The organism is Hymenobacter sedentarius (assembly GCF_001507645.1).
Taxonomy (GTDB): Bacteria; Bacteroidota; Bacteroidia; order Cytophagales; family Hymenobacteraceae; genus Hymenobacter; species Hymenobacter sedentarius.
This window is the reverse complement of record NZ_CP013909.1, coordinates 3,920,477-3,945,133: the sequence shown is the minus strand read 5'-3', so window position 1 is coordinate 3,945,133 and position 24,657 is coordinate 3,920,477. Positions and strand designations below refer to the sequence as shown.

Genomic DNA, 24,657 nt, shown 5'->3' with positions numbered 1-24,657 from the left:
AACTTCGGTTAGTGCGCGTCGGTGTGCACGGTGTTGGTTTTCTTGCAGCAGTCCGGCAGGCGGTTGTAGGCGCGGGCGTCGGCGGTCAGCTCGTCGGCGTCGTAACCGGTTTTCTGAACGGCGGTGCGCAGGTTGGCCGGCGTGGTTTTGTCGGGCCGGTACGTCACGGTGAGGACCTTGCTGGGCACGTCGAGCGTGGCGCTTTGCACGCCTTTCTCATAGGCCAAGCTTTTTTCGAGGCGTGCCTTGCACATGTCGCACACCGCTGACGTTTTGAATTGGGCGGTGGCCACATTTCCGGTCTTGGCTGCCGTAGCGGGCGCGGTTTGCGCCTGGGCGTTTGGCGAGAAGCTTAATAAAGCGAATAGCGGGAGTGCTAGGAGGAATTTCATGGTGAAGATTTTGAGAATGCTGTGTAGTGACAGCGATAACAAAATTGCTGCCGGAAAAAGTTAACTAGGCAAAAAGCTTGCCGCTACTCGATGCGGTAGCGCAGGCCGGCGTAGGTCAGGCGGCCGTACACCGGGCCCCACACCATGGCGGCGTCAAAATTTGGTCCTAAGGGGTTGTCGGCGCCTTCGATGGGGTTGGGCTGGCGGTAGTTGGTGAGGTTTTCTACGCCGGCGTACACTTCCAGGCGCTTGAAGGCCCTCGTGATTTGGGCATTGAGCAGGCCGTAGCGCGGCCCCAGCTCGGGCGTGTATTCCTGTCCTGAGCCGTGGGCGTGGGTGCTGGTGATGTGTGCCAGCGGGCGCTGGCCAAACCACTGCACAGTGAAGTCGCCGCGCCATTTATCGAACGCGCTGGCGTAGTCCAGGTTCACAAAGGCGCGGTGCGTGGGCGTGAGAGGCTTGGCCAGCAGCACGCCGTCGTAGGTGGTACGCACGTCGAGGTACTTGTAGGCCCCCTTCACTTGCAGGCCTTTCAGCGGCTCAAGTTGCAACTCGCCCTGCAGGCTGCGGGCAAAAGACCGGCCGCCCGGCCCCAGGTTCTGGATGTTGATGTATCGGGCCGAGGTGTACATGTCAGCCACTACCTGGTTGTCAAACTCGGTGTGGTAGTAGTCGGCCACAAACGTCGCCTGCCGGCCCAGCACTGTGAAGTACTGCGTGGCGCTGCCGCCGATATTCCATGCCCGCTCCGGTCGCAGGTTGTCGCTGATGAGAAACTGGCGCGCGCTGGCCAGCATGGCCGCATTGTCGGCAATGGGGTTGGCCACGCGGAAGCCGCGGCCCGCCGCCAGCCGCAGCACGGTGTTCTTGGCCGCGTCGTACTTCAGGTTGAGCCGGGGCGTCACCTGCCAGCCGTAGAGGTTGTGGCGGTCGGTGCGTAGCCCGGCCACCACCGTCAGGTTGCGGCTGTTCTGGTAGGTGTACTCGGCAAAGGCGCCGGGCACCAGCTCCAGCCGGTTGCGGTGCTCCCGGGCGTACACGTCGGCGTCCGTTTCGGTGGGGTAGCGGTGGCCGTCGCGAAACACCTCCCGGTAGTCATCATACAGAAAGCTCAGCCCCGCCCGATACACGTGGGAGGTGTTGCCCAACACGCTCTGGAACAGCAGGGTACCCAGGCCGGTGCGCTGGTTGCCATCATAGGTGCGAGGCCCCGTGGTAGGCGCCAGCGAGTAAGCCGGGCTATAGGCCGACGTGAAGGCATGGTCGGTGCCACTCAGCAGCAGGCCCAGGCTTTGGAATGGCCGGGTGGGCCAGGTGTACGAAGTCTTGGCGTAGCCCGTGTAACGCGTGGTGGCCTGCGTGGTGCCGTAGTGCTGCAGGTACGCGTCGGCATCGCCGGTATTGCGAAAGTTAATCTGGCCGCCCTGCCGGGTTTCGCGCAAAGCGCCCAGCCCCACTTCGCTCACGAAGCCGGTACCGGAAATGTACTTCCACTTATTAAAGGCATTGAACTGGGTGGCCAGAGGCAGGTCTAAGAACTTGTCGCCATTCCGGTCCACGCGGTTGCCCAGGTGGTCGGTGTGCAGCAGCAGCACCGTGCTCCACTTCGGGTTGATGCGGGCAGAGGCATTCAGGTTGACATCGAATTTGCCCAAGTCGTTGCCATAGATGTTGAACAGCAACTGGTCGGTTTTCTCGGGCTCCTTCAGCTTCACGTTCACCTGGCCCGAAATGGCTTCGTACCCGTTCACCACCGAGCCCGTGCCCTTGATGATTTCGATGTTCTCAATCCACGGCCCGGCCAGGTAGCCCAGGCGGTAGGGCGCGGCCAGCCCGCGCAGGGCCGGCTGGTTGTCCACGGTCAGCAGCGAGTAGCTGCCATCCAGCCCAAGCAACTGAATCTGCTTGGCACCGGACACGGCATCGGAAGTGGTGACCTCGACCGAGGCGTTGGTTTCGAAGCTCTCGGCCAGGTTGCAGCACGCCGACTTGGTGAGGTCCCGGGCCGATATCACCTGCACGTTGGCGGGCGTGATGGCCGAGTAAGCCGGAGCACGGGCTGTCACGGTGACTTCGCCCAGTTCCTGGCCAGCGCGTAGGGCTACGCGCAGGTAGGGGGCGCCGGTAGCTGGCACGGCCAGGGTATCGGCCTGGTAGCCCAGGGCCTGCACCACCAGGCGCGAGGCCGCGCGCGCCGGCCGCGGCAGGGTAAAGCGTCCGGCCGCGTCGGTAACGGTCGTGGTGGTTGGGCCTTCGGCCTCGGCCCCGTCGAAGAGCCAGCGCAACAGCGCGCCGGGTAGGGGAGTGGCTTTGCCGGCTTCCGTGACTTCGCCGCGTACCGGGGCAATGGCAGCCGATTGGGCCACAGCCGATTCCGGCTGCACCCAAGCCACCAGCAGGGCAAGCATAGCAAGCAGCGGGCGGTGCCCGCAGATGGATTTCATAATAGCAGTAAGTTAGATTTTTGTGAAAAAAGGCCGGTGCAGACCACGCGGCCCCCTCGTTGCGACCAGCGTGGCAACGGGCATTTTCAGAAAAACCTAGACTACCAGCGTGCAGGCAAATGCCAGCAGCCCGCGCCCGCCCAGGGGTGGGGGCGAAGAATCGGCCGCGAACCAGCGGGGGCCGGGCGCCTCGGGCAGTTGAGCCAGCCCAAGCGGCGCCCAGTTGGGCGCCGGCAGCCAAACGGCCAGCAGTGGAGCCGGCACGAGCACCTTCGCCGCCAGCTCGTGGGCGGGCACCGAGAGCTTATGAAGGTGGCTGCTGAAGTCACAGCAGTTGTCCTTGGCCACCGGCTTGGTGGGTGCCAGCTGCCCATCGCAGCCCCGCAGCGACGCCTGCCCCGTGACCGAAATATCCACCTTGCTGACGCCACTCATGCGGCAGGTATGGCGCTGCACCGTGAGGCCCACCGAGGTGATGAGCACCAACACGGCCAGCACCAGGCTGACGAAGCGACGGCATAAAGAGTAGCGTGGCATTACCGGGCAAAGATACGGCTTCGGTGCCGGAGGAGCAGTGTGGAAATCGGGCGTAGTAGGTGTAGAATCTGGCCAAAAATGTAGCGCGTGCCAGCCGGAAGTTAGCCCAATGCAACGGCTGACACTTTGGCAATTCTGAACTGGGGTAATGAGGGGGCTGATAATCCCCCGTTGCTAAACCGGCTTGAAAACCCATTTTAAATATATAGGAAGGCCCTATTTCTTTTGTGGTAGGAAATGGTAAATCGTGGTTGGTTTTCGAAGGGCTTCCCGTACATTTGCCAATACCGTTCAACTTTCCTGCGACGGTTTGTGCCCATGAATCTGCTGTCCGGCGAATACGAATGCAAGCTTGACCCGAAGGGGCGGCTTGTGTTGCCGGCCAAAGTAAAGGGCAACCTGCCCGAGCAGTCGGGCAACCAGCTGGTGCTCGTGCGCGGCTTTGAGCCCTGCCTGGTATTGTACCCCCGGTCGGCGTGGGGCGTCATCCACGAGAAGGTGATGGCCCTCGATGAATTCAACGAGGAGTACCGCCAGTTTCAACGGAATTTTTTCCGGGGTATGACTGAAGTGGAGCTTGATAGTATCAGTCGCTTCATGTTGCCACGCAGCATGTTACGCTACGCTGGTATCGAGAAGGAAGCTATTATCGTTGGCTTGGGCAACAGGTGCGAAATCTGGGACCCCAGCCGTTACGACGAGTTTCTAATCAAAGACCAGCAAAGCTTTAGTAAGTTGGCACAGAAGTTTTTGTCGGTAGATACTCCGCCGCTAGGCGGGCCCATTGCGTGAGCGACTATTCCAACGATACCGCCTACCACCGTCCGGTGATGCTGGCCCAATGCTTGGCCGCGCTCGACATTCAGCCCAACGGCCGGTACGTCGACGTCACCTTTGGTGGGGGAGGGCACTCGGCCCGCATTCTCGAAAAGCTCACCACCGGCCACCTCTACAGTTTCGACCAGGATGCCGATGCGGAAGCAGAGGCAGAAAAGTTAACTCGCCCCCAATTCACATTTGTAAAGGCGAACTTTCGCAATTTATCGTCTGAATTGCAGCAACTTGGCGCTTTGCCGGTAGATGGCCTGCTGGCCGACCTTGGGGTTAGCTCGCACCAGTTTGATACGCCGGAAAGGGGCTTTTCGACCCGTTTTGATGGGCCCCTGGACATGCGCATGGACCCCGACGGCCCCCTGACGGCCGCCGATATCCTGAACGATTACAAGGAGGCCGACCTGCACCGCATCTTCGGCATGTACGGCGAAGTGACCAACGCCCGGACCCTGGCCCAGACGGTGGTAGCCGCCCGCCGCGGCCGGCGCCTCGAAACCATTGCCGAACTCAAGCAAGCCATTCAGCCGTGCACCCCCCGCGGCAAAGAGAACAAGTACCTGGCCCAAGTTTTCCAGGCCCTGCGCATTGAAGTGAACCAGGAAATGCAGGCCTTGCAGGAGATGCTGCTGCAAACTGCCGAGGTGCTGCGGCCGGGTGGGCGCCTGGTCGTGCTCAGCTACCATTCGCTGGAAGACCGGCTGGTGAAAAATTTTATTGCCAAGGGCAAGTTTTTTGGGTCCGTGGAAAAAGACTTCTTTGGCAATGAAAGCAAGCCATTTGAAGCCGTGAACCGCAAGCCCGAAGAAGCCGACCCCGCCGAAGTAGCGCTGAATAGCCGAGCTCGAAGTGCTAAATTGCGTGTTGCGATTCGAAATGAGTGAACGGATTTCAGGCGGGGATAGCGGCGGTTTTCGCCGGCCAGCCCCGCCATTGCTCACCCATCAACCTTCGCTGTAACGCCTTTTTAAGTTCGTGTAAAAGCATTCCTGACTAGCAGCCTGTGGCCACCAATACGCTCAAACCCTCCGACAGCCAGCGCCGGGCCAACGTGCCCCGCGAAGTACCCGCGCCGGCTCCCGAGGTGATGCCCGAAGCCGCGGCGGTAGAAATGCCCGAGCCGGAGCCAGTGCGAGCCCCGGCCCCCGAGCCCCGCCCGCGCAAGCCCAAACCCGAACCCCGACCGAAGAGCAACTGGAGCCTGTTCTCCCTGCTCGACCGGGTGACCAGCGTGGACGGCCTGTTTCGGGAAGGCCTGCCGGTGCGCTTCCTGCCGCACCTGCTGTTTATTATGGCCATCACGCTGCTTTACATCGGCAATACGCACTACGGCAACCGCATGAACCGCAGCATTCAGCGCCTCAAGCAGGAGACCGAAGACCTGCGCGCCGACTACACCACGCTGAAATCCGACTACATGGAGGCGAGCAAACAGAGTGAGGTGGCCCGCAAAGTGGCCGCCTTCGGCTTGGTGGAAAGCTCGTCGCCGCCCTTTCGCATCTCGGTGCCCGCTGGCCACCTCGACGCGGCCGAGCTGGAGCTGATGCCCGTGCTCACGGCCGATACCCTGGCCGCGCGAGCTGCTCGTGACTCGGCGGCAGCTCAGCAAAACGACCTGCTGGCCGGCCGCAATAGGGCCGCCACAACGGGTGACGACGAGAATAGCGGCCCCGAAATCATTGCGCCGCCCCTGGCCCTGGATGGCGATACTACCGAGGCCAGCGCGCCTGTTTCGGCCGCGCGCCGCGCTTCAGCTCAACCCATAAAAGCGAAATCCAGGCCGGCAAAAGTTAGCTCGAACAATAAGCCCAACAGCAGGAGCAAGGCACAAAAAGGCACAAGCCCGCACAAAGCGAAACCGACAACCAAGCAGGCAGTTAGAGCCCATTCCCGATGAAAGGCAGCGTAAAGAAGTCCATTGTCACGCGGGTGCGGCTGGCCTTTTTGGGGGTCGCCGTGTTTTCGAGCGCTATTTTCTGGAAGGCCACCAAGATTCAATATCAGGAAGGCACCAAGTGGCGGGCCCTGGAGCAGGAGCGGCGCATCAGCTACCAGCCGGTGCCGGCCACGCGGGGCAATATTTACTCTGATAACGAGAGCATTATGGCTACCTCGCTGCCCTTCTACCGGGTGGCCTGGGACCCTGGCGTGGTCGACGACGCCGTATTCCGTGCCGGTGTGGATTCGTTGGCCTGGCATTTATCCCACTTTTTTGGCGACCGCAGCGTGCAGGAGTACCGGCGCCGGCTGGTGAATGCCCGCGACCCTCGCCACCCCATGGTGCGGTACATCCGGCTCAACTCCCGCCAAATCAACTTTCAGGAAAAGAAGCTGCTGGCCAAATGGCCCATCTTCCGGGCCAAGCGCAACCGCGGCGGGGCCATTTTTGAGAAGGTAGACAAGCGCTTCCGGCCCTTTGGAGGGCTGGCCCAGCGCACCATCGGCTTCGTAAACGAGGACCACCACGGCGCCGGCCTGGAGTACACTTTCGAACAAAGCCTGGCAGGCAAATCCGGCGAGGCCTTGTTTGAGCGGGTGCCCGGCGGCGTGAAACCCGTGTACGACGGCACCGAAATCAAGCCCCTGCCCGGCTACGATGTGAAGACCACGCTCGACATCAACCTGCAGGATGTGGCCGAAAATGCCTTGTACAAGTCCCTGGTCGACAACAATGCCGAATATGGCTGCGTGATACTGATGGAAGTAGCCACCGGCGAAATCAAGGCCGTGGCCAACTTGGGCAAGGCTTCGGACGATACATATAAGGAGGACTACAACTACGCTTTTGCCGACCAGGGCCGCACCGAGCCCGGCTCCACTTTCAAGCTAGCGTCGATGATGGCCTTGTTTGAAGCCCGGCCCGACATCAAGCTCGACGACATCGTGGACACCGGCAACGGCCGCATGCTGGTAGGCGGCGCCGTAAAATCGGACTCGCACGGGTACGGGCGCATCACGGTGCAGCAGGTGTTCGAGAAGTCGTCCAACATCGGGGTGGCTCGGCTGGTGAACGAGAACTTCGCGAAAAACCCAGCCGAGTACACCGATTACCTCAAGAGGTTCGGCCTCGACAAGCCCCTGGGCTTCCAGATGGCCGGCGAGGCCCGGCCCTACGTGAAAGACCCCACCGACCGCAGCTGGAGCAAAACCTCGCTCACTACCATGAGCATCGGCTACGAGCTGAAGCTGGCGCCCCTGCAAACCCTGGCCTTTTACAACGCCGTGGCCAATGGCGGCGTGAAGGTGCAGCCGCTCATCGTAAAAGAAATCAAGCAGGCCGATAAGGTGTTGCAGCGCAACGAAACCAAGGTACTGAACCCCAAAATCTGCTCGGAGGCCACCCTGGCCAAGGTGAAAGCCATGATGGAAGGGGTGGTGACCGAGGGCACCGCCCGCGCCATCCGGCCCAAAGACTATAGCATTGCCGGCAAAACCGGGACGGCCTGGAAGTTTAAAAACGGCCAGTACACCAAGACATATTCCACGAGCTTCTGCGGCTACTTCCCGGCCGATAAGCCCAAGTACAGCTGCATTGTGGTGGTGGACTCGCCCCGCAACGGCCGCATCTACGGCGCCGATGTGGCTGCGCCGGTGTTCCGCGAGGTGGCCGATAAGTGCATGGCCCGCGACCTGCTGAGCCAGCGCCCGCTGCTCGCCAAAGCCCGCCTGAACAAGAGCCACGTGCCGCTGGTGCGCGCCGGCATGCAGGAGGAGCTGGCCCTGGTGTGCCAGAAGCTGGGCCTGGCCGGTAAGACCCAGGCCACGGGCGGAGAAGAGTGGGTGCGCGCGGCTTCTGACACAGCGTTTCACGCGCGCACGGTGGCGCTGGTCGTGAACCCGGTGCGTCCGGGTCGCGTGCCTCAGGTAAGCGGCCTTTCGCTGCGCGATGCCCTGTTTCTGCTGGAAAACCGGGGTCTGCACGTGCGGGCCACTGGTACCGGCCGGGTGCGGGAGCAGTCGCTGCCGGTGGGCTCGCCCATCAAGCGGGGCGATGTTATCACGCTTACGCTCGTGGAGTCGGGCCCGCGTCTAACTGCGCCCAAGGCTTTGCCGGAACCGGAGCACACCGACCTGGCCGAAAACAAGCTCCTGACTCCTGCCGACCCCGAGCCGGTGGCCAAGGCGCTCGTGATAAAGCCTTTCGCCTCGTCGGCCAAAGCCAAGGTAAACCCACCGGTTCGCTCCAAACCCAAGGCAGCTACCGAAGCCGTTTCCAAGCCTGCTGTTACCACTGGCAAAACTGCTCCCAAGGCTGCAACCGAAAAAGCCGCTCCCAAGAATGCTAAAAAGGCAGCTGCCCCGGCACCTGCAAAACCTGCCGTCCGCCGGACCTAGCCGCTGGGCAATGCCGGCTTCCAAGTGAGCTGAACGTTATTTCAATGATTTCTCTACCGCTCTTTTCCCTGCTTACCGACGTGACCGTGCTGGCTCAGCACGGCCCCACCGACGTGCTGATTACTGCGCTCACGCTCGATTCGCGGGAGGCGGGTCCGGGTGTGGCGTTTTGTGCCCTGCGCGGCACGGCCACCGACGGCCACAAGTTCATTGAAACTGCTGTGGCACAGGGCCTGGCTGCCGTGGTGTGCGAAGAGCTGCCGGCGGTGCTGAACCCAGCTACCTCTTATGTAGTGGTGGAAAACAGCGCGGCCGCCTTGGCGCACATGGCAGCGGCTTTTTACGGGCACCCATCGCGGCAACTGCAGCTCATCGGCATCACGGGTACCAATGGCAAAACCACGTGCGCTACGCTGCTGCACAAGCTGTTGCGCGAGTTGGGCTACCACGCCGGCTTGCTGAGCACGGTGCAAAACCAGATTGACGAAGAGGTTATTCCCTCCACCCACACCACGCCCGATTCCATTCGGCTGAATGCGCTGCTGGCCCGCATGGTAGCGGCCGGCTGCACCCACGCCTGCATGGAAGTGAGCAGCCACGCCGTGGCCCAGCACCGCGTGACCGGCCTGCGCTTTGCCGGAGGCGTGTTCACCAACCTCACCCACGACCACCTCGACTACCACGGCACGTTCGACAACTACCTGAAGGCAAAAAAGGGCTTCTTCGATGCCCTGCCCAAGACTGCTTTTGCCCTGACCAACGCCGATGACAAGCGCGGCCCGGTGATGCTGCAAAACACCGCCGCCCGCCGCGAAACCTATTCCCTGCGCGGGGCCGCTACGTTCCGGGCCAAGCTCATTGCCAACGAAGTGCACGGCCTGCACCTCGAGATTGACGGCCGCGAAATCCTGTTTCGGCTCATTGGCGTGTTCAACGCCTACAATCTGCTGGCCGTGTACGGGGCCGCCGTGCTGCTGGGCGAAGACCCCACCGAGGTGCTCACCATCCTCTCGGGCCTGACCACGGCTCCCGGCCGCTTCGAGCCAGTCGTGTCGGCCCAGCAGGGCATCACCGGCATCATCGACTACGCCCACACGCCCGATGCGCTGGAAAACGTGCTGCAAACGCTGCACGAAATCCGCCAGCCCAGCCAGCAAATCATTACGGTGGTGGGCTGCGGCGGCAACCGCGACGCCGCCAAGCGCCCCATCATGGCCAACTTGGCCGCGCGCCTTTCTAATAAGGTCATCCTTACGGCCGACAACCCGCGCTTCGAGGACCCCAACGACATTCTGGCCCAGATGCAGGCCGGCGTGACGCCGCCGGATTCGGCCAAAGTACTCACCGTGGCCGACCGGCGCGCCGCCATTAAAAAGGCCGTGGAGCTGGCCGGCGCCAATGACATTGTGCTGGTGGCGGGCAAAGGCCACGAAAACTACCAGGAGATACGCGGCGTGAAAGCCCCGTTCGACGACAAGCTGATTTTAACCGAAATTTTTGCTCAATTGAATAAATAGAACGTCATGCTGAGCGCAGCCGAAGCATCTCGCTCGCTTCGTTGTCATCATCAGGGTTACTGCTGCACGCGAGATGCTTCGGCTGCGCTCAGCATGACGTTCTGGCTTTTAAAAGCCCTTACGAATGCTTTTTTACCTTTTCCGTTACCTCCACGAGCATTACCACCTGCCCGGCACCGGGGTGTTTCAGTACACCACGTTCCGCGCCGGCCTGGCGGTGGTCATTTCCCTGCTCATCGCCTTGCTGTTTGGCAATCGCCTTATCCAGGTACTGCAAAAAAAGCAGGTGGGGGAAAGCATTCGCGACCTGGGCCTGCAGGGCCAAAACGAGAAAAAAGGTACCCCCACTATGGGCGGCCTCATAATCATACTGGCCATTCTCGTGCCGGTTATTCTGCTGGCGCGGTTGCGCAATATCTACATTATCCTCATGCTGCTGAGCACGGTGTGGCTGGGGCTGATTGGCTTCCTGGACGACTACATTAAGGTATTTCGTAAGAACAAGGAAGGCTTGAGTGGCCGGTTTAAGGTGCTGGGCCAGGTGGGGCTAGGCATCACGGTGGGCTGGGTGCTGTTTTACAGCAACGAGATAACCGTGCGCGAGTACCTGATGCCCAACGGCCAGTTTTCAGCCATTGAGGCCAGCAAAGTCTTCAAAGACGTGCACCTGATGATTACCACAGTGCCGTTCATGAAGAACAACGAGCTCAATTATGGCGACTTGTTTGCTACAGCCGGCACCTTCTTCAACGGTCTGTACGGCGTACTCTACATCCCCATTGTCATCTTCCTGATAACGGCTGTGAGCAACGGCGCCAACATCACCGACGGCCTCGACGGGCTGGCGGCCGGCACCTCGGCCATTATCGGCATCACGCTGGCAATCTTCGCCTTCGTGAGCGGCAACGCACTGCTGGCTGATTACCTGGACGTAATGTTCATCCCAGACTCCGGTGAGCTGGTTATTTTCTGCACGGCTTTCGTGGGGGCGTGCATCGGGTTTTTGTGGTATAACAGCTATCCGGCGCAGGTATTCATGGGCGACACGGGCTCCCTGGCCCTGGGCGGCATCATTGCAGTTCTGGCGCTAATTGTGCGAAAGGAGCTGCTAATTCCGATTCTGTGCGGCGTGTTTTTGATTGAGAACCTGTCGGTTATCGTGCAGGTGAGCTACTTTAAGTACACCCGGCGCAAGTACGGCGAAGGCCGCCGCCTGCTGCGCATGTCGCCGCTCCACCACCACTACCAGAAGTTGGGCTACCACGAATCCAAAATCGTGTCGCGCTTCTGGATTGTGGGCATCATGCTGGCCGTCATTACCTTGGTTACCCTGAAACTGCGTTAGAAATACGTCTGTCATCCTGAGCGGAGCGAAGGACCTTATCACGGTCGCCCTGCTTGGTGTAAAACTCAACGTGATAAGATGCTTCGCTCTGCTCAGCATGACAGATAAAATGAACATTGTAATTCTGGGAGCGGCCGAAAGCGGCGTTGGGGCGGCCCTGTTGGCGCAGGCCAAAGGGCACGCCGTGTTTGTGTCGGACCGCGGCGCCATTCAGCCGGCTTATAAGGAGAAGCTCACGCAGGCGGGCATAGCCTTCGAGGAAAACCAGCACACGCTGGAGCGTATTTTGCAAGCCGACGAGGTGGTGAAAAGCCCCGGCATTCCCGAAAAAGCGCCGGTGGTTCAAGCGCTGCGGGAGAAGAAAATCCCCATCATCTCAGAAATCGAGTTTGCGGGCCGCTACACCAAGGCCCGGAGCATCTGCATCACGGGCACCAACGGCAAAACCACCACCACGCTGCTCACCTACCACTTGCTGAAAAGCGCGGGCCTGAACGTGGGCCTGGCCGGCAACGTGGGCTACAGCCTGGCCGAGCAGGTCATTGCCGACCAGCACGACTACTACGTAATTGAGCTGAGCAGCTTTCAGCTGGACGACACCCACGACTTCCAGCCCTGGATTGCGGTGCTGCTCAACATCACGCCCGACCACCTCGACCGCTACGACTACTCCCTGGAAAAATACGCCCAGGCCAAGCTGCGCATTGCCCGCAACCTGGACAGCGAGGGCGCATTCATCTACAACGCCGATGATGAAGTGACGGCCCGCTACCTGCAGTCTTCCTTTATGGAAACGCGCCTGCTGCCCTTCAGCCTGCACCACCGCCACGATGTGCACCTGGCCGGCTACTACACCGGCGAGACCACGCTCTGCGTTGACTTCACCACCGACCTGAGCCCCGACAACCGCCAGGAGGTAAGCATTGCCAATTCCCCCTTGATTGGCCAGCACAACCGGCAGAATATCCTGGCCGCCGTCTTGGCCGCCCGAGTTGCGGGCGTGAGCCCCGAGCAAATAGAGGCGGCCCTGGCCACGTTCCAAAACGCCGAGCACCGCCTCCAGCCCGTGGGCGAAATCAACGGCGTGCGCTTCATCAACGACAGCAAGGCCACCAACGTGGAAGCGGCCTGGTACGCCCTCGACGGCATCAAGCAGCCCATCGTCTGGATTGCTGGCGGCACCGACAAGGGCAACGACTACAGCAACCTGCTGCACCTGGCTGAAGCCCGCGTGAAGGCTCTCATCTGCCTGGGCGTGGACAATGCCAAGCTCCACGCCGCCTTCGATAGCGTGGTGCCCCACGTGGAAGAAACCCAAAGCATGACCGACGCCGTACGCCGCGCCGCCGCGCTGGCTGCCCCCGGCGACGTGGTGCTGCTCTCGCCCTGCTGCGCCAGCTTCGACTTATTCAAAAACTACGAAGACCGGGGCCATCAGTTCACGGCCGCCGTCCAGGCCCTGAGCGACGAAGTGACGTCCTAACCAATGCTTTTTTGCCTATCCCGCCATTCCTGTCTTCCCTCAGCCACTCCATTACCCCGTCACTCCCTCCCCAATGGAACCATCCAACAACTGGCTGCAGCGCAATCTTAAAGGCGACCCCATTCTGTGGGCCATCGTGCTGCTGTTCTCCTTTATCAGCATCGCCGTGGTGTACTCGGCCACGGGCACGCTGGCGTACAAGAAGATGGACGGCAACACCGAAGCCTTCCTCTTCAAGCATACCGGACTGATTCTCGTGGGGCTGGTTTGCATGTGGCTGGCGCACCGCATCGACTACCGTCACTACTCGCGCCTGTCGCTCTACGCGCTGCTGGTAAGCGTGCCGTTGCTGCTGTTTACGTTCTTCCTGGGCGGCGAAACCAACGGCGCGTCGCGGTGGATGACCATCCCGGTGATTAACCAAACGTTCCAGCCCTCGGACTTAGCCAAGCTGGCCCTGATTTCGCACCTGGCCAGCATGCTCAGCCGGCGCCAGCAGCACCTCGACGATTTTAAGTCGACGGTGCTTCCGGTGATGCTGTGGGTGGGCACTATTTGCAGCCTCATTATTCTGAGTAATGCCTCTACGGCATTGCTGCTGTTTGCTACCTGCATGCTGCTGATGTTCATCGGCCGGGTGCCGCTCAAGCACATGGCCGTCATGGTGGGCATTTTTGTGGTGCTGGGCGGGGGCGGTTTGGCCTTGGGCCAGCGCCTGGGCACGGTAATGTCACGCGTTACGAATTTCACCGACAAAACGAAAAAAACGCCCTTCCAGCTCGAGCACAGTTACATAGCCATTGCCACCGGCGGCATCGCGGGCAAAGGCCCGGGCAAAAGCACCGAGCGCAACATTCTGCCCCACCCGTATTCCGACTTCATCTACGCCATCATCATCGAAGAATACGGCCTGATTGGCGGGGCCGTGGTGTTGTTTCTCTACCTGGCTTTCCTGTATCGAGGGCTCAAAACGGTGATGAACAGCTACGGCGCTTTCGGGGGCCTGCTCTCGGCGGGCCTGAGTTTTAGCCTGGTGTTGCAGGCACTGGTGAACATGGGCGTGTCGGTGGGGCTGGGCCCCATTACCGGTCTGCCGCTGCCCTTGCTGAGCATGGGTGGTACCTCGCTTATCTTCACGGGCATCAGCATCGGCATTATTCTGGCCGTGAGCCGCGGTGAGCGCGAAGTGCGCCCCATGACCGGCGAGCCCGACGACACCGCCCGCATCCCCAGCAAGCGCGCATATGTAAACGCCTAACCGCTCAAGTTGAGCTGGCCAACGCCTCGCTACCGGGCAACTGCTTCCAGTTGGTCGCCCAATAGCAAGCGCCACCGCTGCTCTGCCTGACGTTCTACCTAAACATGACTCATCCTCTTCGCGTCATCATCAGCGGCGGCGGCACCGGTGGGCACATTTTCCCAGCGGTGGCCATTGCCAATGAACTACGCCGCCGGCTGCCCGATACCGAAATCCTATTCGTGGGCGCCAACGGCCGCATGGAAATGACGCGCGTACCCGAAGCCGGCTACAAAATCGTTGGGCTGGATATCACCGGCCTGCAGCGGCGGCTTACACCCCAGAATTTGCTGTTTCCGATGCGCGTGCTGCGGTCGGTGCGCAAGGCGGGGAAATTGATTAAAGAGTTCCGGCCCGATGCCGTGGTAGGAGTGGGGGGCTATGCCTCGGCGCCCGTGCTGCTGGCCGCCACGTCGCAGGGCATTCCGTCGCTCATTCAGGAGCAGAACTCCTACGCCGGCCTAGTCAACAAGCTGCTTGCCCGGCGGGTGAACCGGATTTGCGTGGCGTATGATGGGATGGAGAAATTCTTCCCCCGCGAAAAAATTGTGCTAACCGGCAACCCGGTGCGCAGCGAAATTGCCACCGGCGACCGCGCCGAAGCCCTGAAGTTTTTCGGGCTGGACCCCAACAAGAAAACGCTGCTCGTGGTGGGCGGCAGCCTGGGCGCCCGCACGCTCAACCTGGCCACGGCCGCGGCTTTGCCGCGCCTCCGCGAGGCCGGCGTGCAGCTGCTCTGGCAAACCGGCAAGCTCTACTTCCCCGAAGCCCAAAAACTGGCCGAGCCCTACGAGCAAGACAAGCTACAAGCCCTGGAATTTATCCAGCGCATGGATTTGGCGTATGCCGCGGCCGACGTCGTCGTAAGCCGCGCCGGCGCCCTGTCCGTTTCTGAGCTGAGCCTTACCGGCAAGGCCTGCATCCTGGTGCCCTCGCCCAACGTGGCCGAAGACCACCAAACCAAAAACGCCCTGGCGCTGGTGGGCAAAGGCGCCGCCGTGCTCATCACCGACGAGCACGCCCGCACGCGCCTCTACGACGAAGCCCTGCGCCTGCTCGCCGATACCGAGCGCCAGCACCAACTCAGCGCCCGCGTGCTGGAGCTGGCCCGGCCCCAGGCCACCACTGCCATCGTGGACGAGCTACTGAAATTAATTCCCCGCCAACAATAGTCCCGGCCTTGGCTCATTGTTAATTGTTAGTTGAATTGGAGCAGTTTCCCTACGTTTTCTTTTTGGGTATTGGCGGCATTGGCATGTCGGCCCTGGCGCGCTGGTTTCAGGCCAATGGCCACCACGTGAGCGGCTTTGATAAAACCGAAACGCCGCTGACGCAAGCCTTAGCTGCCGAAGGCATTGCCATTCATTACGCCGATGCTGTGGAGAATATCCCGGCGGAGGTGCGGGAAAACCGCGCCCAAACGCTGGTGGTGCTCACGCCCGCTATTCCGGCCGAAAGCCTGGAGTGGGCCTGGCTGCGGGCCCAGGGCTACGACATTCGCAAGCGCAGCCAGGTACTGGGCGTGCTCACGCAGGGCCGCTACACCATTGCGGTAGCCGGCACGCACGGCAAAACCACCACCAGCAGCATGGTGGCCCACTTGCTGCACCACGCCGGCCTCGACGTGGGCGCCTTCCTGGGCGGCATTGCGGTGAACCTGGGCAGCAACCTCTTGCTGCCGCGCAGCGAGCAAGCCCCCATTGTGGTGGAAGCCGACGAATACGACCGCAGCTTTCTCACGCTCTTTCCCGACATCGCCATCGTCACCAGCACCGATGCCGACCACCTCGACATCTACGGGGACCAAAACGCGCTGATAGAATCCTTCCGCCAGTTTGTGGCCCAGCTCAAGCCCGGGGGCACGCTGCTCATCAACCACACCGCCGACCCGAGCGTGGCCGCGGCCGCACCGGCCGGTACCAACGTTATCCGCTACGGCCTCTCGGCCGAGCAGGGGCCGGAATTGTTTGCCGCCGCTATTTCGGCCGAAGGCCACCAATTTCACTTCGATTTGCACGGCCCGCAAGGCCTCGTGCCCAACCTGGAATTGGCGGTGCCGGGCTACCACAACGTGGAAAACATGCTGGCGGCCGCGGCCGTCGCCCAAATTCACAAAATAATTCCGGAAAAATTACGTGCTGCCGTCGCGGCGTACCGGGGCGTAAAACGCCGGTTTGAGTTTGTGGTCACCACGCCCCAAAACGTCTATTTGGACGACTACGCCCATCATCCGCGCGAAATTGAGGCCTTTTTGCGGTCGGTGCGGACCCTTTACCCTGGCAAGCGACTGCGCGTAATTTTTCAGCCGCACCTATTTACGCGGACGCGGGATTTCGCCGAAGGTTTTTCTAAGAGCTTAAGTATTGCAGATGAGGTATTTTTGTTAGATATTTACCCAGCTCGAGAAAAGCCAATTCCGGGAATTACTTCGGAAATAATCTTATCAAACATTACTTCCCCAACCAAAGCCATCCAAACCAAAGAGCAAGTGCTGGCCGCGGCCAAAACCGACACATCGTTTGATGTTTTGGCCACGGTAGGCGCGGGGGATATTGACACGTTGGTGCCGCAATTAAAATTATTACTGACCGAGCGCTGGAAATAGATTACGCTAAAAAATTATGGCTTTTAATACCACCTTACTTCATCACACCGTTACCTTATTAGTCTTTGGAACGCACCGTTAGAAACCTATTAGTTGCTGCTGCTTGCCTGTTGGTGCTGGGCGGCCTCGGTATTTTCGCCGCCATGCGCCAGGCAGCCCGTCCGGTGGGCGAAGTATCGGTGAACATTGCCAACGAATTCGATAATTATTTCATCAGCGAACGGGGCGTGACGGCGTTGCTCACCAAAGGTGGCGCCGAGCCCGTGCTGGGCACCCGGCCCGAAGGCCCCCGCCTCCGGCAGCTGGAAGACCGGCTCCGCGCCCATCCCTTCGTGCGCGAAGCCCAGGTATACCGCGACCTGGCCGGCAACCTGCATGCCGACGTGCGCCAAAATCGCCCCATTGCCCGCATCACCCACCCCGACACCCGCCTCGACACCTACGTGGATGCCGAAGGGCACGTGCTGCCGCTCTCGCCGCTGTTTACGGCGCGCGTGGCCACGGTGGCGCGGCCCAGCGGCGGCAGCCTGCCAAGTGCATTTTTCCAGGATAGCACCGGTAAGCGCTACCTTGAGTTTTTGCGCTATGTCGACGAGCACGAATTCTGGAAAGCGCAGGTCTCGGAGGTCTTTATTGAGCCGAGCGGCAAGCTCTCGTTCACCCAGCAGGTGGGCGACCAGCGCATCGAATTTGGCCTACCCGAAAATATTTCCGAGAAATTTGCCAAGCTTATGGTATTTTACCGGCAAATTCCGTCAGTTTTGGGATGGGATACCTACCATCGTGTAAACGTGGAATACCAAAATCAAATTATCTGCGAATAGTAATTCGCTGAAACATAGACCTTAGGGTCAAAAATCTCTCAACCCCCAACCCAAGTTTCCTTCACGCTCGCCAGCACCGCATCTATGCAACAAGACAAAATCGTCGTCGGGCTCGACATTGGCACCACAAAAATCTGCGCCCTGGTGGGCCGTAAAAACGAATTCGGTAAACTGGAAATCCTGGGCATGGGCAAAGCTGTGTCGGAGGGCGTTTCGCGGGGCATCGTACTCAATATTGACAAAACCGTCGACGCCATTAAACGGGCGATTCGGCAAGCCGAAGAACAATCCGGAATTAGCATTGGATTGGTAAACGTGGGCATTGCAGGCCAGCACATCAAGAGCCTGCAGCACAACGGCAGCATCACGCGCAACTCGCACGATACCATCGGTCCGGACGACGTGAACCGCCTCACGCAGGACATGTACCGCCTCGTGACCCAGCCCGGCTCGCAAATCATTCATGTGATGCCGCAGGACTACAAAGTGGACTACGAGGAAGGCATCGCCGACCCCGTGGGCTACGAAGGCGTGCGCTTGGAAGGCAATTTCCACATCATCACGGCGCAGAGCACGGCCATCAACAACATCAACAAGTGCGTAACCAAAGCCGGGCTGGAAATTGCCGACCTGATTTTGGAGCCGCTGGCTAGCTCGATGTCCATTCTCTCCGAGGAGGAGAAAGAGGCCGGCGTGGCCCTGATTGACATCGGAGGTGGAACGACTGACCTGGCCGTGTTTAAGGACGGCATCATCCGCCACGCGGCGGTACTGCCGTTCGGTGGCAACATTATTACGCAGGACATCAAAGCCGGCTGCAACGTGGCCCCCGGCCAGGCCGAGCAGCTGAAGGTGAAATTCGGCAAGGCCATCGCCGAGGAAGCTTCCGATTACGAAATCGTGAGCATCCCTGGCCTGCCCAACCGCCCGCCCAAAGAAGTGTCGCTCAAGAACCTGGCGTACATCATCGAGGCCCGCATGTCGGAAATCATGGAGCTGGTGTATGCCGAAATCTACCGCATGGGCCTGCACGACAAGCTGTCGGCCGGCATTGTGCTCACGGGTGGCGGCTCGCAGCTGCAGAACCTGGAGCAGCTCACCGAGTACATCACCGGTCTGGATACCCGCATTGGCTACCCCAACCAGCACCTCGGCAAGAGCCGCATCGAGGCGGTGAAATCGCCGATGTATGCCACTACCGTGGGTTTGGTGCTATCGGGCTACCACTCGCTCGACGAGCGCACCAACTCGCGTGCACCCTACGAGCAGGAAGAGCAGGTGATTCCCGCTTACTATGCCCCCGTACAGCAGGCTGCCCCGGCGCCGGCCACCGCTCCGGTAGAAACGCGCGCTTACGTGCCCGCTGCCCCGGCTCCGGCCCCCGTGCCCGCCAAGCCCAAGGAGCCCGGCGCTGCCAGCCGCTTCTTCAAGGACATCATCACCCGCACCAAGGGGTTGCTGATTGACGATTACGACGATAAATCCTATTAGAATCTAGTTATGAGTTATGGGTTATGAATTATGAGTTGGCCACTGGTTTTTGGCTGGCTTGCAACTCATAATTCATAACTCATAATTCATACTTTGTCATTTATGAATTACAAATTCGACATTCCTGCCCAGAACAAGTCAATCATCAAGGTGATTGGCGTGGGGGGCGGTGGCTCCAATGCCGTGAAGCACATGCATAAGCAGGGCATCAAGGACGTGGAGTTTATCATTTGCAACACCGACCACCAGGCGCTACAAAGCTCCACGGTGCCCAATAAGCTCCAAATAGGAGTGGACCTGACTGAAGGCCTCGGCGCGGGTGCCAAGCCCGAGCGCGGCCGTCAGGCAGCTATTGAAAGCAAAGAGCAAATCCGCGACTTGCTGAACCAAGGCACCAAGATGCTGTTCATCACGGCGGGCATGGGCGGCGGCACGGGCACCGGCGCGGCCCCGGTAATTGCGCAGGTAGCGCAGGAGCTGGGCATTCTGACGGTAGGCATCGTGACGGCGCCGTTCATGTTCGAGGGCAAGAAGAAGCGTCAGCAGGCCGAAGAAGGCATCAAGGCGTTGAGCGAGCACTGCGACACGGTGCTGGTGATTCTCAACGACAAGCTGCCCCAGATTTACGGCAACCTGACCATGGGTGCCGCCTTTGCCAAGGCCGACACCGTGCTGACCACGGCCGCGAAGTCCATTGCCGAAATCATTACGGTGACGGCCGATGTGAACGTGGACTTTGAGGACGTGAAAACGGTGATGAAGGACAGCGGTGCCGCCGTAATGGGCAGCAGCGTAACCGACGGTGAAAACCGCGCCCGCCGCGCCGCCGAGGAAGCCCTGAACTCTCCGCTGCTTAACAACACCGACATCCACGGTGCGCAGCGCATTCTGCTCTCCATCATGTCGGGCGCCGAGCACGAGCTGGAGATGGACGAGCTGACGGAAATCACGGAATACATTCAGGAGAAAGCCGGCCAAGACGCCGAAATGATTTTCGGCCACGGCATCGACGAGTCGTTGGGCCAAAGCATTCGCGTGACGGTAATTGCCACGGGTTTTGCCCGTGATGCACACTCCATCAATACGCCCGGGACCAGCACGGCGGAGGCAGCTCCAGTTGCTGCAGCTCCGGTAGAAACGGCTCTTACGCCGGTTGCGCCAGCCGCTCCGGTGGCTAGCAACCCAACGGCGCCATTCGTGCCCAGCTTCGGCAGCTCAACGCCCGAGCCAGCCCGCGTCACGTTTGATTTGAACGGTCCTTCGTCGCACAATGCGCCGCCGTTGGCTGGCATCCCCGCCAGTGCCCCCACGGAGCCGGTACTGACTTCGAGTGCTACGCCAACTCCGGCAGCTTCGCCTTCGTCAGAAAATCGGTCGCGGCCCGCCATGGATGCCCAGGCACTGGAGCGTCGTCGTCGCCTGCAGGAATTGAGCAATGGCTTGCCGCCCGAGGCAGTGAGCCAGTACGACACGCCCGCTTACCTGCGCCGCCAGGTGAAACTGGAGAATGTTGAACCGAGCTCAGCGCAGAATATCTCGCGTTTTAATTTGTCAGATGATAATGAATTGCTGGGAGACAACCGGTTTCTGCATGATAATGTAGATTAGGTTAAAGCCTGCTTAATTAAAGCAAAAAGCGCCGCTGCTGATTAATTCAGCAACGGCGCTTTTTTAATTGTAACAATTCGGGTATTGCCGAATGTGGGCATTTTCATCACTACCGCTTAATAGAATCACTGCCATCAGCCCATGAGTATTGCATCAGTTCCACATTTAGCAAGACTTGCTAGCTGAGTTTATTAGTCCCACGGATTTTTATGTTTGATTATTTCTGTCAACTTGTTTTCAATTTCTGTTATTAATTTTTGTCCTGAAAAAGTTATTGTCCCTTCATGGGAAATATAAATTAGCCAATCAGTTTCAAAGTTGCAATAGGCTGATTCAATCCGATCAAGCTCTAAAGCTGAAGTTGCAATCTCATAATTAATGCTTTCCTCTGTCAACAGGTAAATTCTGTCGCCTGAAATTGATTTTACGATTTCAAATACTTTTTCAACATCCTTTGACTTGAATAATTCGGCTTCAAAGTAAATTAGAGGGACTTTGTTTTGAGTTTTGGAAAGTGGCTCCCAATAATAATTTTCATCTTTCCAAGTTCCAAAATCAAACTTGTCTTTTAATGCAGCTGTAAGTGTTTCTAATTCTTCTTTTCTTATTCGTCTTTCAAATGGAATAGGTGATACATCGGTCAGTTCGTCTATATTTAGTTCGTTTACAAAACGAATAAACCCGGACTTAATAGCCTCAGCCATTTTTAAGTGTCCAACTTTGTCAAACACTTTAGTTTGTAATTCATACTCCTTCAAACAAGTAGTAATTATTTCGTCTTTGACAGTTTCACTGTTGTCGTTTCGTCCAACAAAATAGTCAATACCATTCTTTAAACCTGTTACCATATTTTGATGTGTACTATAACCTTCCGAATAAAGCTTTAGAATGTACTCTTTGGTTTTGGTAACTATTTTTTCGGTGTCGGTCATGAAATTTCCGTTAACATTTGAGTTGCGCTACTGCCAACTTACTCCATTAGCGGTTATCCCTTCTTAATACGCAATACAAATTGCGGCAAGCAAAGCAAATAGGGCAGGCTTACGCTATTTAGTGGACTTGTGCACAGCATTCGGAACGGTGCTTCTGGCTGGACGCAGCCACTTCCTAATTGGCTCCTCCACCACTCGATACACTACATAAGACACCACCTGTACCGCCAGCAGCTGTAGCGGCCAAATGCCCGGCAGGCGTTCATAAACCCAAAAGGCCAGCGGGCCGGCGTGCAACAGGTAAAACGCATAGGAACTCCGGCCCAACTTCTGAAACAAGCTGCCGCTGAGTAGCTGCCGAAACCAGGAATGCTCGCTGAGCAAACCGGCGAAAAATAGGCCGCCCGCCGCAGGCAACCCGAGCAGGTTCAGGACCAGGGTAAGCGGGTGGTCGGGGTTGTGGAATTGGGCTTGGGTGAGGCCCAGAGCGACCGTGACGGCTATCCAGAGCAACACGCCGCCGGCAGTGCGCCAATAGCCCACAGGCCAGCCCAATTTGCCGGATTGGTAGCGGCCGGCCAGCCACACGCCGATAAAGAACTCCAGGCTGTGCCCCAGAAACGTGTACATGAGCATGAACGGGTACGTTCCAAACAGGCCGTGCCAGTGCAGCGGAGCCAGCAGCGCCACCAGCCCTGCGCCCAGGGCCAGCAACAGCAGCGGCTGCAGCCACAGCGCGACGCCCCGGGCCCGCAGGCCAAGCAGCAGCGGGGCCGCCAGGTAAAAGCATTCGAGCAGTGTGAGGGACCAAGCCTGGCCGATGCCGGTGAACTTGTATTCGTCGAAAAAGCCGCGCAGCAGCGTCAGATTTAGGAAAAGCTGGGTTGGGGTGACGCTAGGCGAGTGCCAGCGCCAGAGCAGCGCAAACGTGGCCAGCGTGAGCAAGGCATACAGCGGGTACACCCGGGCGACGCGACTTTGCAAATAGCGCCGCCAGCCGCCGCGGGGCCGGAAACTGGGCGTGCCGGTATCGTAGCGCAGGGCGATGAGAAAGCCGCTGAGCAGCAGCAGCAGCGGCAGGCCGTGCGACTCATCGACGAGGTACTGGAAGGCGCGGGCCACGCCGGGCGGCGGCACCGGGCCCAGGGGGTAGTGGTTGAAGAACACCAGCCAGGCCGCTATGGCGCGCAAGCCGGTGAGGGCAGGTAAGTAGCCGCTGGGCTGCGGCATGCCCGGTGAAATGCCCGCGGCTACTGAAGCAGAAGGTTCGGCGACGGGCATAGGCGGCAGCGGGGGCAATGGTTACAAGTGAATGCCTACAGGCAAAAAAAGAACGTCATGCTGAGCGCAGCCGAAGCATCTCTACCGCGCAACTAATTCAATTTAGTATTGCGGTAGAGATGCTTCGGCTGCGCTCAGCATGACGTTCTTGGGAAAGGATAGCAGGGCACCCTGGCGTTAGCCAACGGTGTGGTACACGGCCTGCACGTCTTCGTCGTCTTCGAACTTCTCGATGATGTTCATTACTTCTTCCAGCTGCTCGTCGTTGAGCGAGACGGTGGTGTTGGGCACGCGCTGCAGGTTTACGCTCACCACGTGGCGGCCCTGGGCTTCGAGGGCTTTCTGCATCTGGCCGAAATCGGTGAAGGCCGTTTCGACCACGATGTACCTGTGCTCGGCGCCGGCTTCGTCTTCTTCGGCGGTTTCGTACACGTCTTCGGCGCCAAAGTCAATGAGTTCCAGCTCCAGCTCGTCGCGGTCGAGGCCTTCGGCGGCCAGCTTGAAGACGCCCTTACGGGTGAAGGTGTAGTCGGAAGAGCCGGCGGTGCCCAGCGTGCCCTCGTTGCGGTTGAAAATGAGGCGCACGTTGGAAACGGTGCGGGTGGGGTTGTCGGTAGCGGTTTCGATAACTACCGCAATGCCGTGGGGCAGGTAGCCCTCGTAGACCACTTCCTGGTAGTCTTTTTCCTCCTTGCTGCTGGCGCGCTTGATGGCGGCTTCCACCCGGTCTTTGGGCATGTTCACGCCTTTGGCGTTTTGCATGGCGGCGCGCAGGCGGGCGTTGGTATCGGGGTTGGGGCCGTTTTCTTTCACCGCCATCACAATTTCCTTCCCGATGCGGGTAAAGTCTTTCGACATTTTATCCCACCGCTTCATTTTGCGGCCTTTGCGAAATTCGAATGCGCGTCCCATAGGGGGTCAATTAACAATTAGCAATGAGCAATTAACAATGCCGTGGCGGCGGCCTGACCAACAAGCGCAGCCGAAACGGGCCGCAAGTTAGCCAGAAGGGGCGGGGGGAGCCAAATGCGACCCAAAGGCCGGGCTAGTGCTTGCGCTTTTTTACGGTTTTGACGCGCAGCACCGCCGGCGTGGCTACTGGTTTGGTATCCACGGCCACCAATTCATACACCCCTTTATTGCCGGTTGGGTAGCCCAGAATGGTGAGGGTAAGGTGCTTGTTGGCGGGGTTGAATTGGAAGGTGCCGCGCTGCACGTCGGCTCCCTTCAGGTCGCTGAAGGCGAAGCGAATGCTGTCGCCGGTCAGCACGAAGCGGCCGGACTGGTTGAAGTAGTGCGGGCCGCTGGGAGTGACGATGCTCAGGTGCTTCTCGTAAGTGCCGTCGGGCCGCAGGGTGAGCGAGCCGCCCACGCCGCGCACTTCGGTGGGTGGGTCTGTGTTGGTATTGTCGTACACGGTGTAGCCCGTGTAGTGGTAGGTAGAATAAAAAGGCGGGAGCGCCGCAGTAGTTTGGGCCGCTGCCGGGAGTGCCAGCAGGGGCGACAGCAATAAGCAGCCGCCAACAAACCGCAGGGAAGAGAAAAAAGCCATTGTTCGTAATTAACCTCGGTAACCAGAGTACCCGAAGGTAGGCTACCCTAGCTGGTAGAAATTGGGCTGACCTAACGTAAGGACAGCGAATGCATTTGCCAAACACGTAAAAATGGGGCCGAAAATTAGCGTTTCCCCAGTCCCCTCCCAGCTATCCGGCCTGCTGCTTCTTAAGCCGGGCAG

At 59.4% G+C, this 24,657-nt stretch carries 20 protein-coding genes; 13 read left to right on the top strand and 7 right to left on the bottom strand.

From position 1 onward, the window contains the following. Positions 1–8: 8 nt before the first annotated feature. The 3 genes from AUC43_RS16270 to AUC43_RS16260 form a co-directional block, all read right to left on the bottom strand. Positions 9–392, bottom strand: a complete 384-nt coding sequence (locus AUC43_RS16270; protein ID WP_068198774.1) for a heavy-metal-associated domain-containing protein — start codon at positions 390–392, stop codon at positions 9–11. 83 nt (positions 393–475) lie between these two features. Further along, complete coding sequence (locus AUC43_RS16265; protein ID WP_068196044.1) at positions 476–2,836, bottom strand: TonB-dependent receptor; 2,361 nt, start codon at positions 2,834–2,836, stop codon at positions 476–478. Between the two features lie 96 nt (positions 2,837–2,932). Next, positions 2,933–3,373: an HYC_CC_PP family protein gene (locus tag AUC43_RS16260; protein WP_157781130.1), complete on the bottom strand. Its 441-nt coding sequence runs from the start codon at positions 3,371–3,373 to the stop codon at positions 2,933–2,935. A gap of 318 nt (positions 3,374–3,691) precedes the next feature. On the opposite strand from AUC43_RS16260, the gene mraZ reads away from it, so the two are divergent. The 13 genes from mraZ to ftsZ all read left to right on the top strand — a co-directional run bounded on the left by mraZ (position 3,692) and on the right by ftsZ (position 20,709). Next, complete coding sequence (gene mraZ, locus AUC43_RS16255) at positions 3,692–4,165, top strand: division/cell wall cluster transcriptional repressor MraZ (protein WP_068196038.1); 474 nt, start codon at positions 3,692–3,694, stop codon at positions 4,163–4,165. Then, complete coding sequence (gene rsmH / locus AUC43_RS16250; RefSeq protein ID WP_071885948.1) at positions 4,162–5,088, top strand: 16S rRNA (cytosine(1402)-N(4))-methyltransferase RsmH; 927 nt, start codon at positions 4,162–4,164, stop codon at positions 5,086–5,088. The genes mraZ and rsmH overlap by 4 nt, the downstream gene beginning before the upstream one ends. Positions 5,089–5,207: 119 nt before the next feature. Further along, complete coding sequence (locus tag AUC43_RS21315; RefSeq protein ID WP_071885947.1) at positions 5,208–6,101, top strand: FtsL-like putative cell division protein; 894 nt, start codon at positions 5,208–5,210, stop codon at positions 6,099–6,101. After that, positions 6,098–8,539 carry a penicillin-binding protein gene (locus AUC43_RS16240; RefSeq protein WP_082685141.1) on the top strand — a complete coding sequence of 814 codons (2,442 nt, stop codon included), beginning with the start codon at positions 6,098–6,100 and terminating at the stop codon, positions 8,537–8,539. Before AUC43_RS21315 ends, AUC43_RS16240 begins: the two co-directional genes overlap by 4 nt. Positions 8,540–8,583: 44 nt before the next feature. After that, positions 8,584–10,056, top strand: a complete 1,473-nt coding sequence (locus AUC43_RS16235) for a UDP-N-acetylmuramoyl-L-alanyl-D-glutamate--2,6-diaminopimelate ligase (RefSeq protein ID WP_068196035.1) — start codon at positions 8,584–8,586, stop codon at positions 10,054–10,056. Positions 10,057–10,180: 124 nt separating this feature from the next. After that, positions 10,181–11,401: a phospho-N-acetylmuramoyl-pentapeptide-transferase gene (gene mraY / locus AUC43_RS16230; RefSeq protein WP_068196031.1), complete on the top strand. Its 1,221-nt coding sequence runs from the start codon at positions 10,181–10,183 to the stop codon at positions 11,399–11,401. Positions 11,402–11,498: 97 nt separating this feature from the next. Next, positions 11,499–12,884 carry a UDP-N-acetylmuramoyl-L-alanine--D-glutamate ligase gene (gene murD / locus AUC43_RS16225; protein WP_068196028.1) on the top strand — a complete coding sequence of 462 codons (1,386 nt, stop codon included), beginning with the start codon at positions 11,499–11,501 and terminating at the stop codon, positions 12,882–12,884. Between the two features lie 73 nt (positions 12,885–12,957). Then, positions 12,958–14,142 carry an FtsW/RodA/SpoVE family cell cycle protein gene (locus AUC43_RS16220; protein ID WP_068196025.1) on the top strand — a complete coding sequence of 395 codons (1,185 nt, stop codon included), beginning with the start codon at positions 12,958–12,960 and terminating at the stop codon, positions 14,140–14,142. Positions 14,143–14,246: 104 nt separating this feature from the next. After that, positions 14,247–15,353 carry an undecaprenyldiphospho-muramoylpentapeptide beta-N-acetylglucosaminyltransferase gene (gene murG, locus AUC43_RS16215; protein ID WP_068196022.1) on the top strand — a complete coding sequence of 369 codons (1,107 nt, stop codon included), beginning with the start codon at positions 14,247–14,249 and terminating at the stop codon, positions 15,351–15,353. 23 nt (positions 15,354–15,376) lie between these two features. Then, a complete protein-coding gene (gene murC, locus AUC43_RS16210; protein ID WP_071885946.1) occupies positions 15,377–16,786 on the top strand; it encodes a UDP-N-acetylmuramate--L-alanine ligase in 1,410 nt (469 codons plus the stop codon). A 65-nt stretch (positions 16,787–16,851) separates the two neighbouring features. Continuing rightward, positions 16,852–17,610, top strand: coding sequence for a cell division protein FtsQ/DivIB (locus AUC43_RS16205; protein ID WP_068196019.1), 759 nt, complete (start codon positions 16,852–16,854; stop codon positions 17,608–17,610). A gap of 84 nt (positions 17,611–17,694) precedes the next feature. Continuing rightward, the gene (ftsA, locus tag AUC43_RS16200; RefSeq protein WP_068196016.1) at positions 17,695–19,101 is read left to right on the top strand and encodes a cell division protein FtsA; all 1,407 of its coding nucleotides are present in this window, start codon (positions 17,695–17,697) and stop codon (positions 19,099–19,101) included. Between the two features lie 102 nt (positions 19,102–19,203). Further along, on the top strand, positions 19,204–20,709 hold the full coding sequence (ftsZ, locus tag AUC43_RS16195; protein ID WP_068196013.1) for a cell division protein FtsZ: 1,506 nt from the start codon (positions 19,204–19,206) through the stop codon (positions 20,707–20,709). Between the two features lie 191 nt (positions 20,710–20,900). On the opposite strand, the gene AUC43_RS16190 is transcribed toward ftsZ, so the two are convergent. The 4 genes from AUC43_RS16190 to AUC43_RS16175 all read right to left on the bottom strand — a co-directional run bounded on the left by AUC43_RS16190 (position 20,901) and on the right by AUC43_RS16175 (position 24,474). Beyond that, positions 20,901–21,641 (bottom strand): hypothetical protein, encoded by a 741-nt coding sequence (locus AUC43_RS16190; protein ID WP_068196010.1) that lies wholly within the window; start codon positions 21,639–21,641, stop codon positions 20,901–20,903. A gap of 114 nt (positions 21,642–21,755) precedes the next feature. Continuing rightward, complete coding sequence (locus AUC43_RS16185) at positions 21,756–22,922, bottom strand: acyltransferase family protein (RefSeq protein WP_082685138.1); 1,167 nt, start codon at positions 22,920–22,922, stop codon at positions 21,756–21,758. A 177-nt stretch (positions 22,923–23,099) separates the two neighbouring features. Continuing rightward, positions 23,100–23,834 (bottom strand): YebC/PmpR family DNA-binding transcriptional regulator, encoded by a 735-nt coding sequence (locus AUC43_RS16180; RefSeq protein WP_068196002.1) that lies wholly within the window; start codon positions 23,832–23,834, stop codon positions 23,100–23,102. Positions 23,835–23,967: 133 nt separating this feature from the next. Next, complete coding sequence (locus AUC43_RS16175; protein ID WP_068196000.1) at positions 23,968–24,474, bottom strand: hypothetical protein; 507 nt, start codon at positions 24,472–24,474, stop codon at positions 23,968–23,970. Positions 24,475–24,657: the final 183 nt, after the last annotated feature.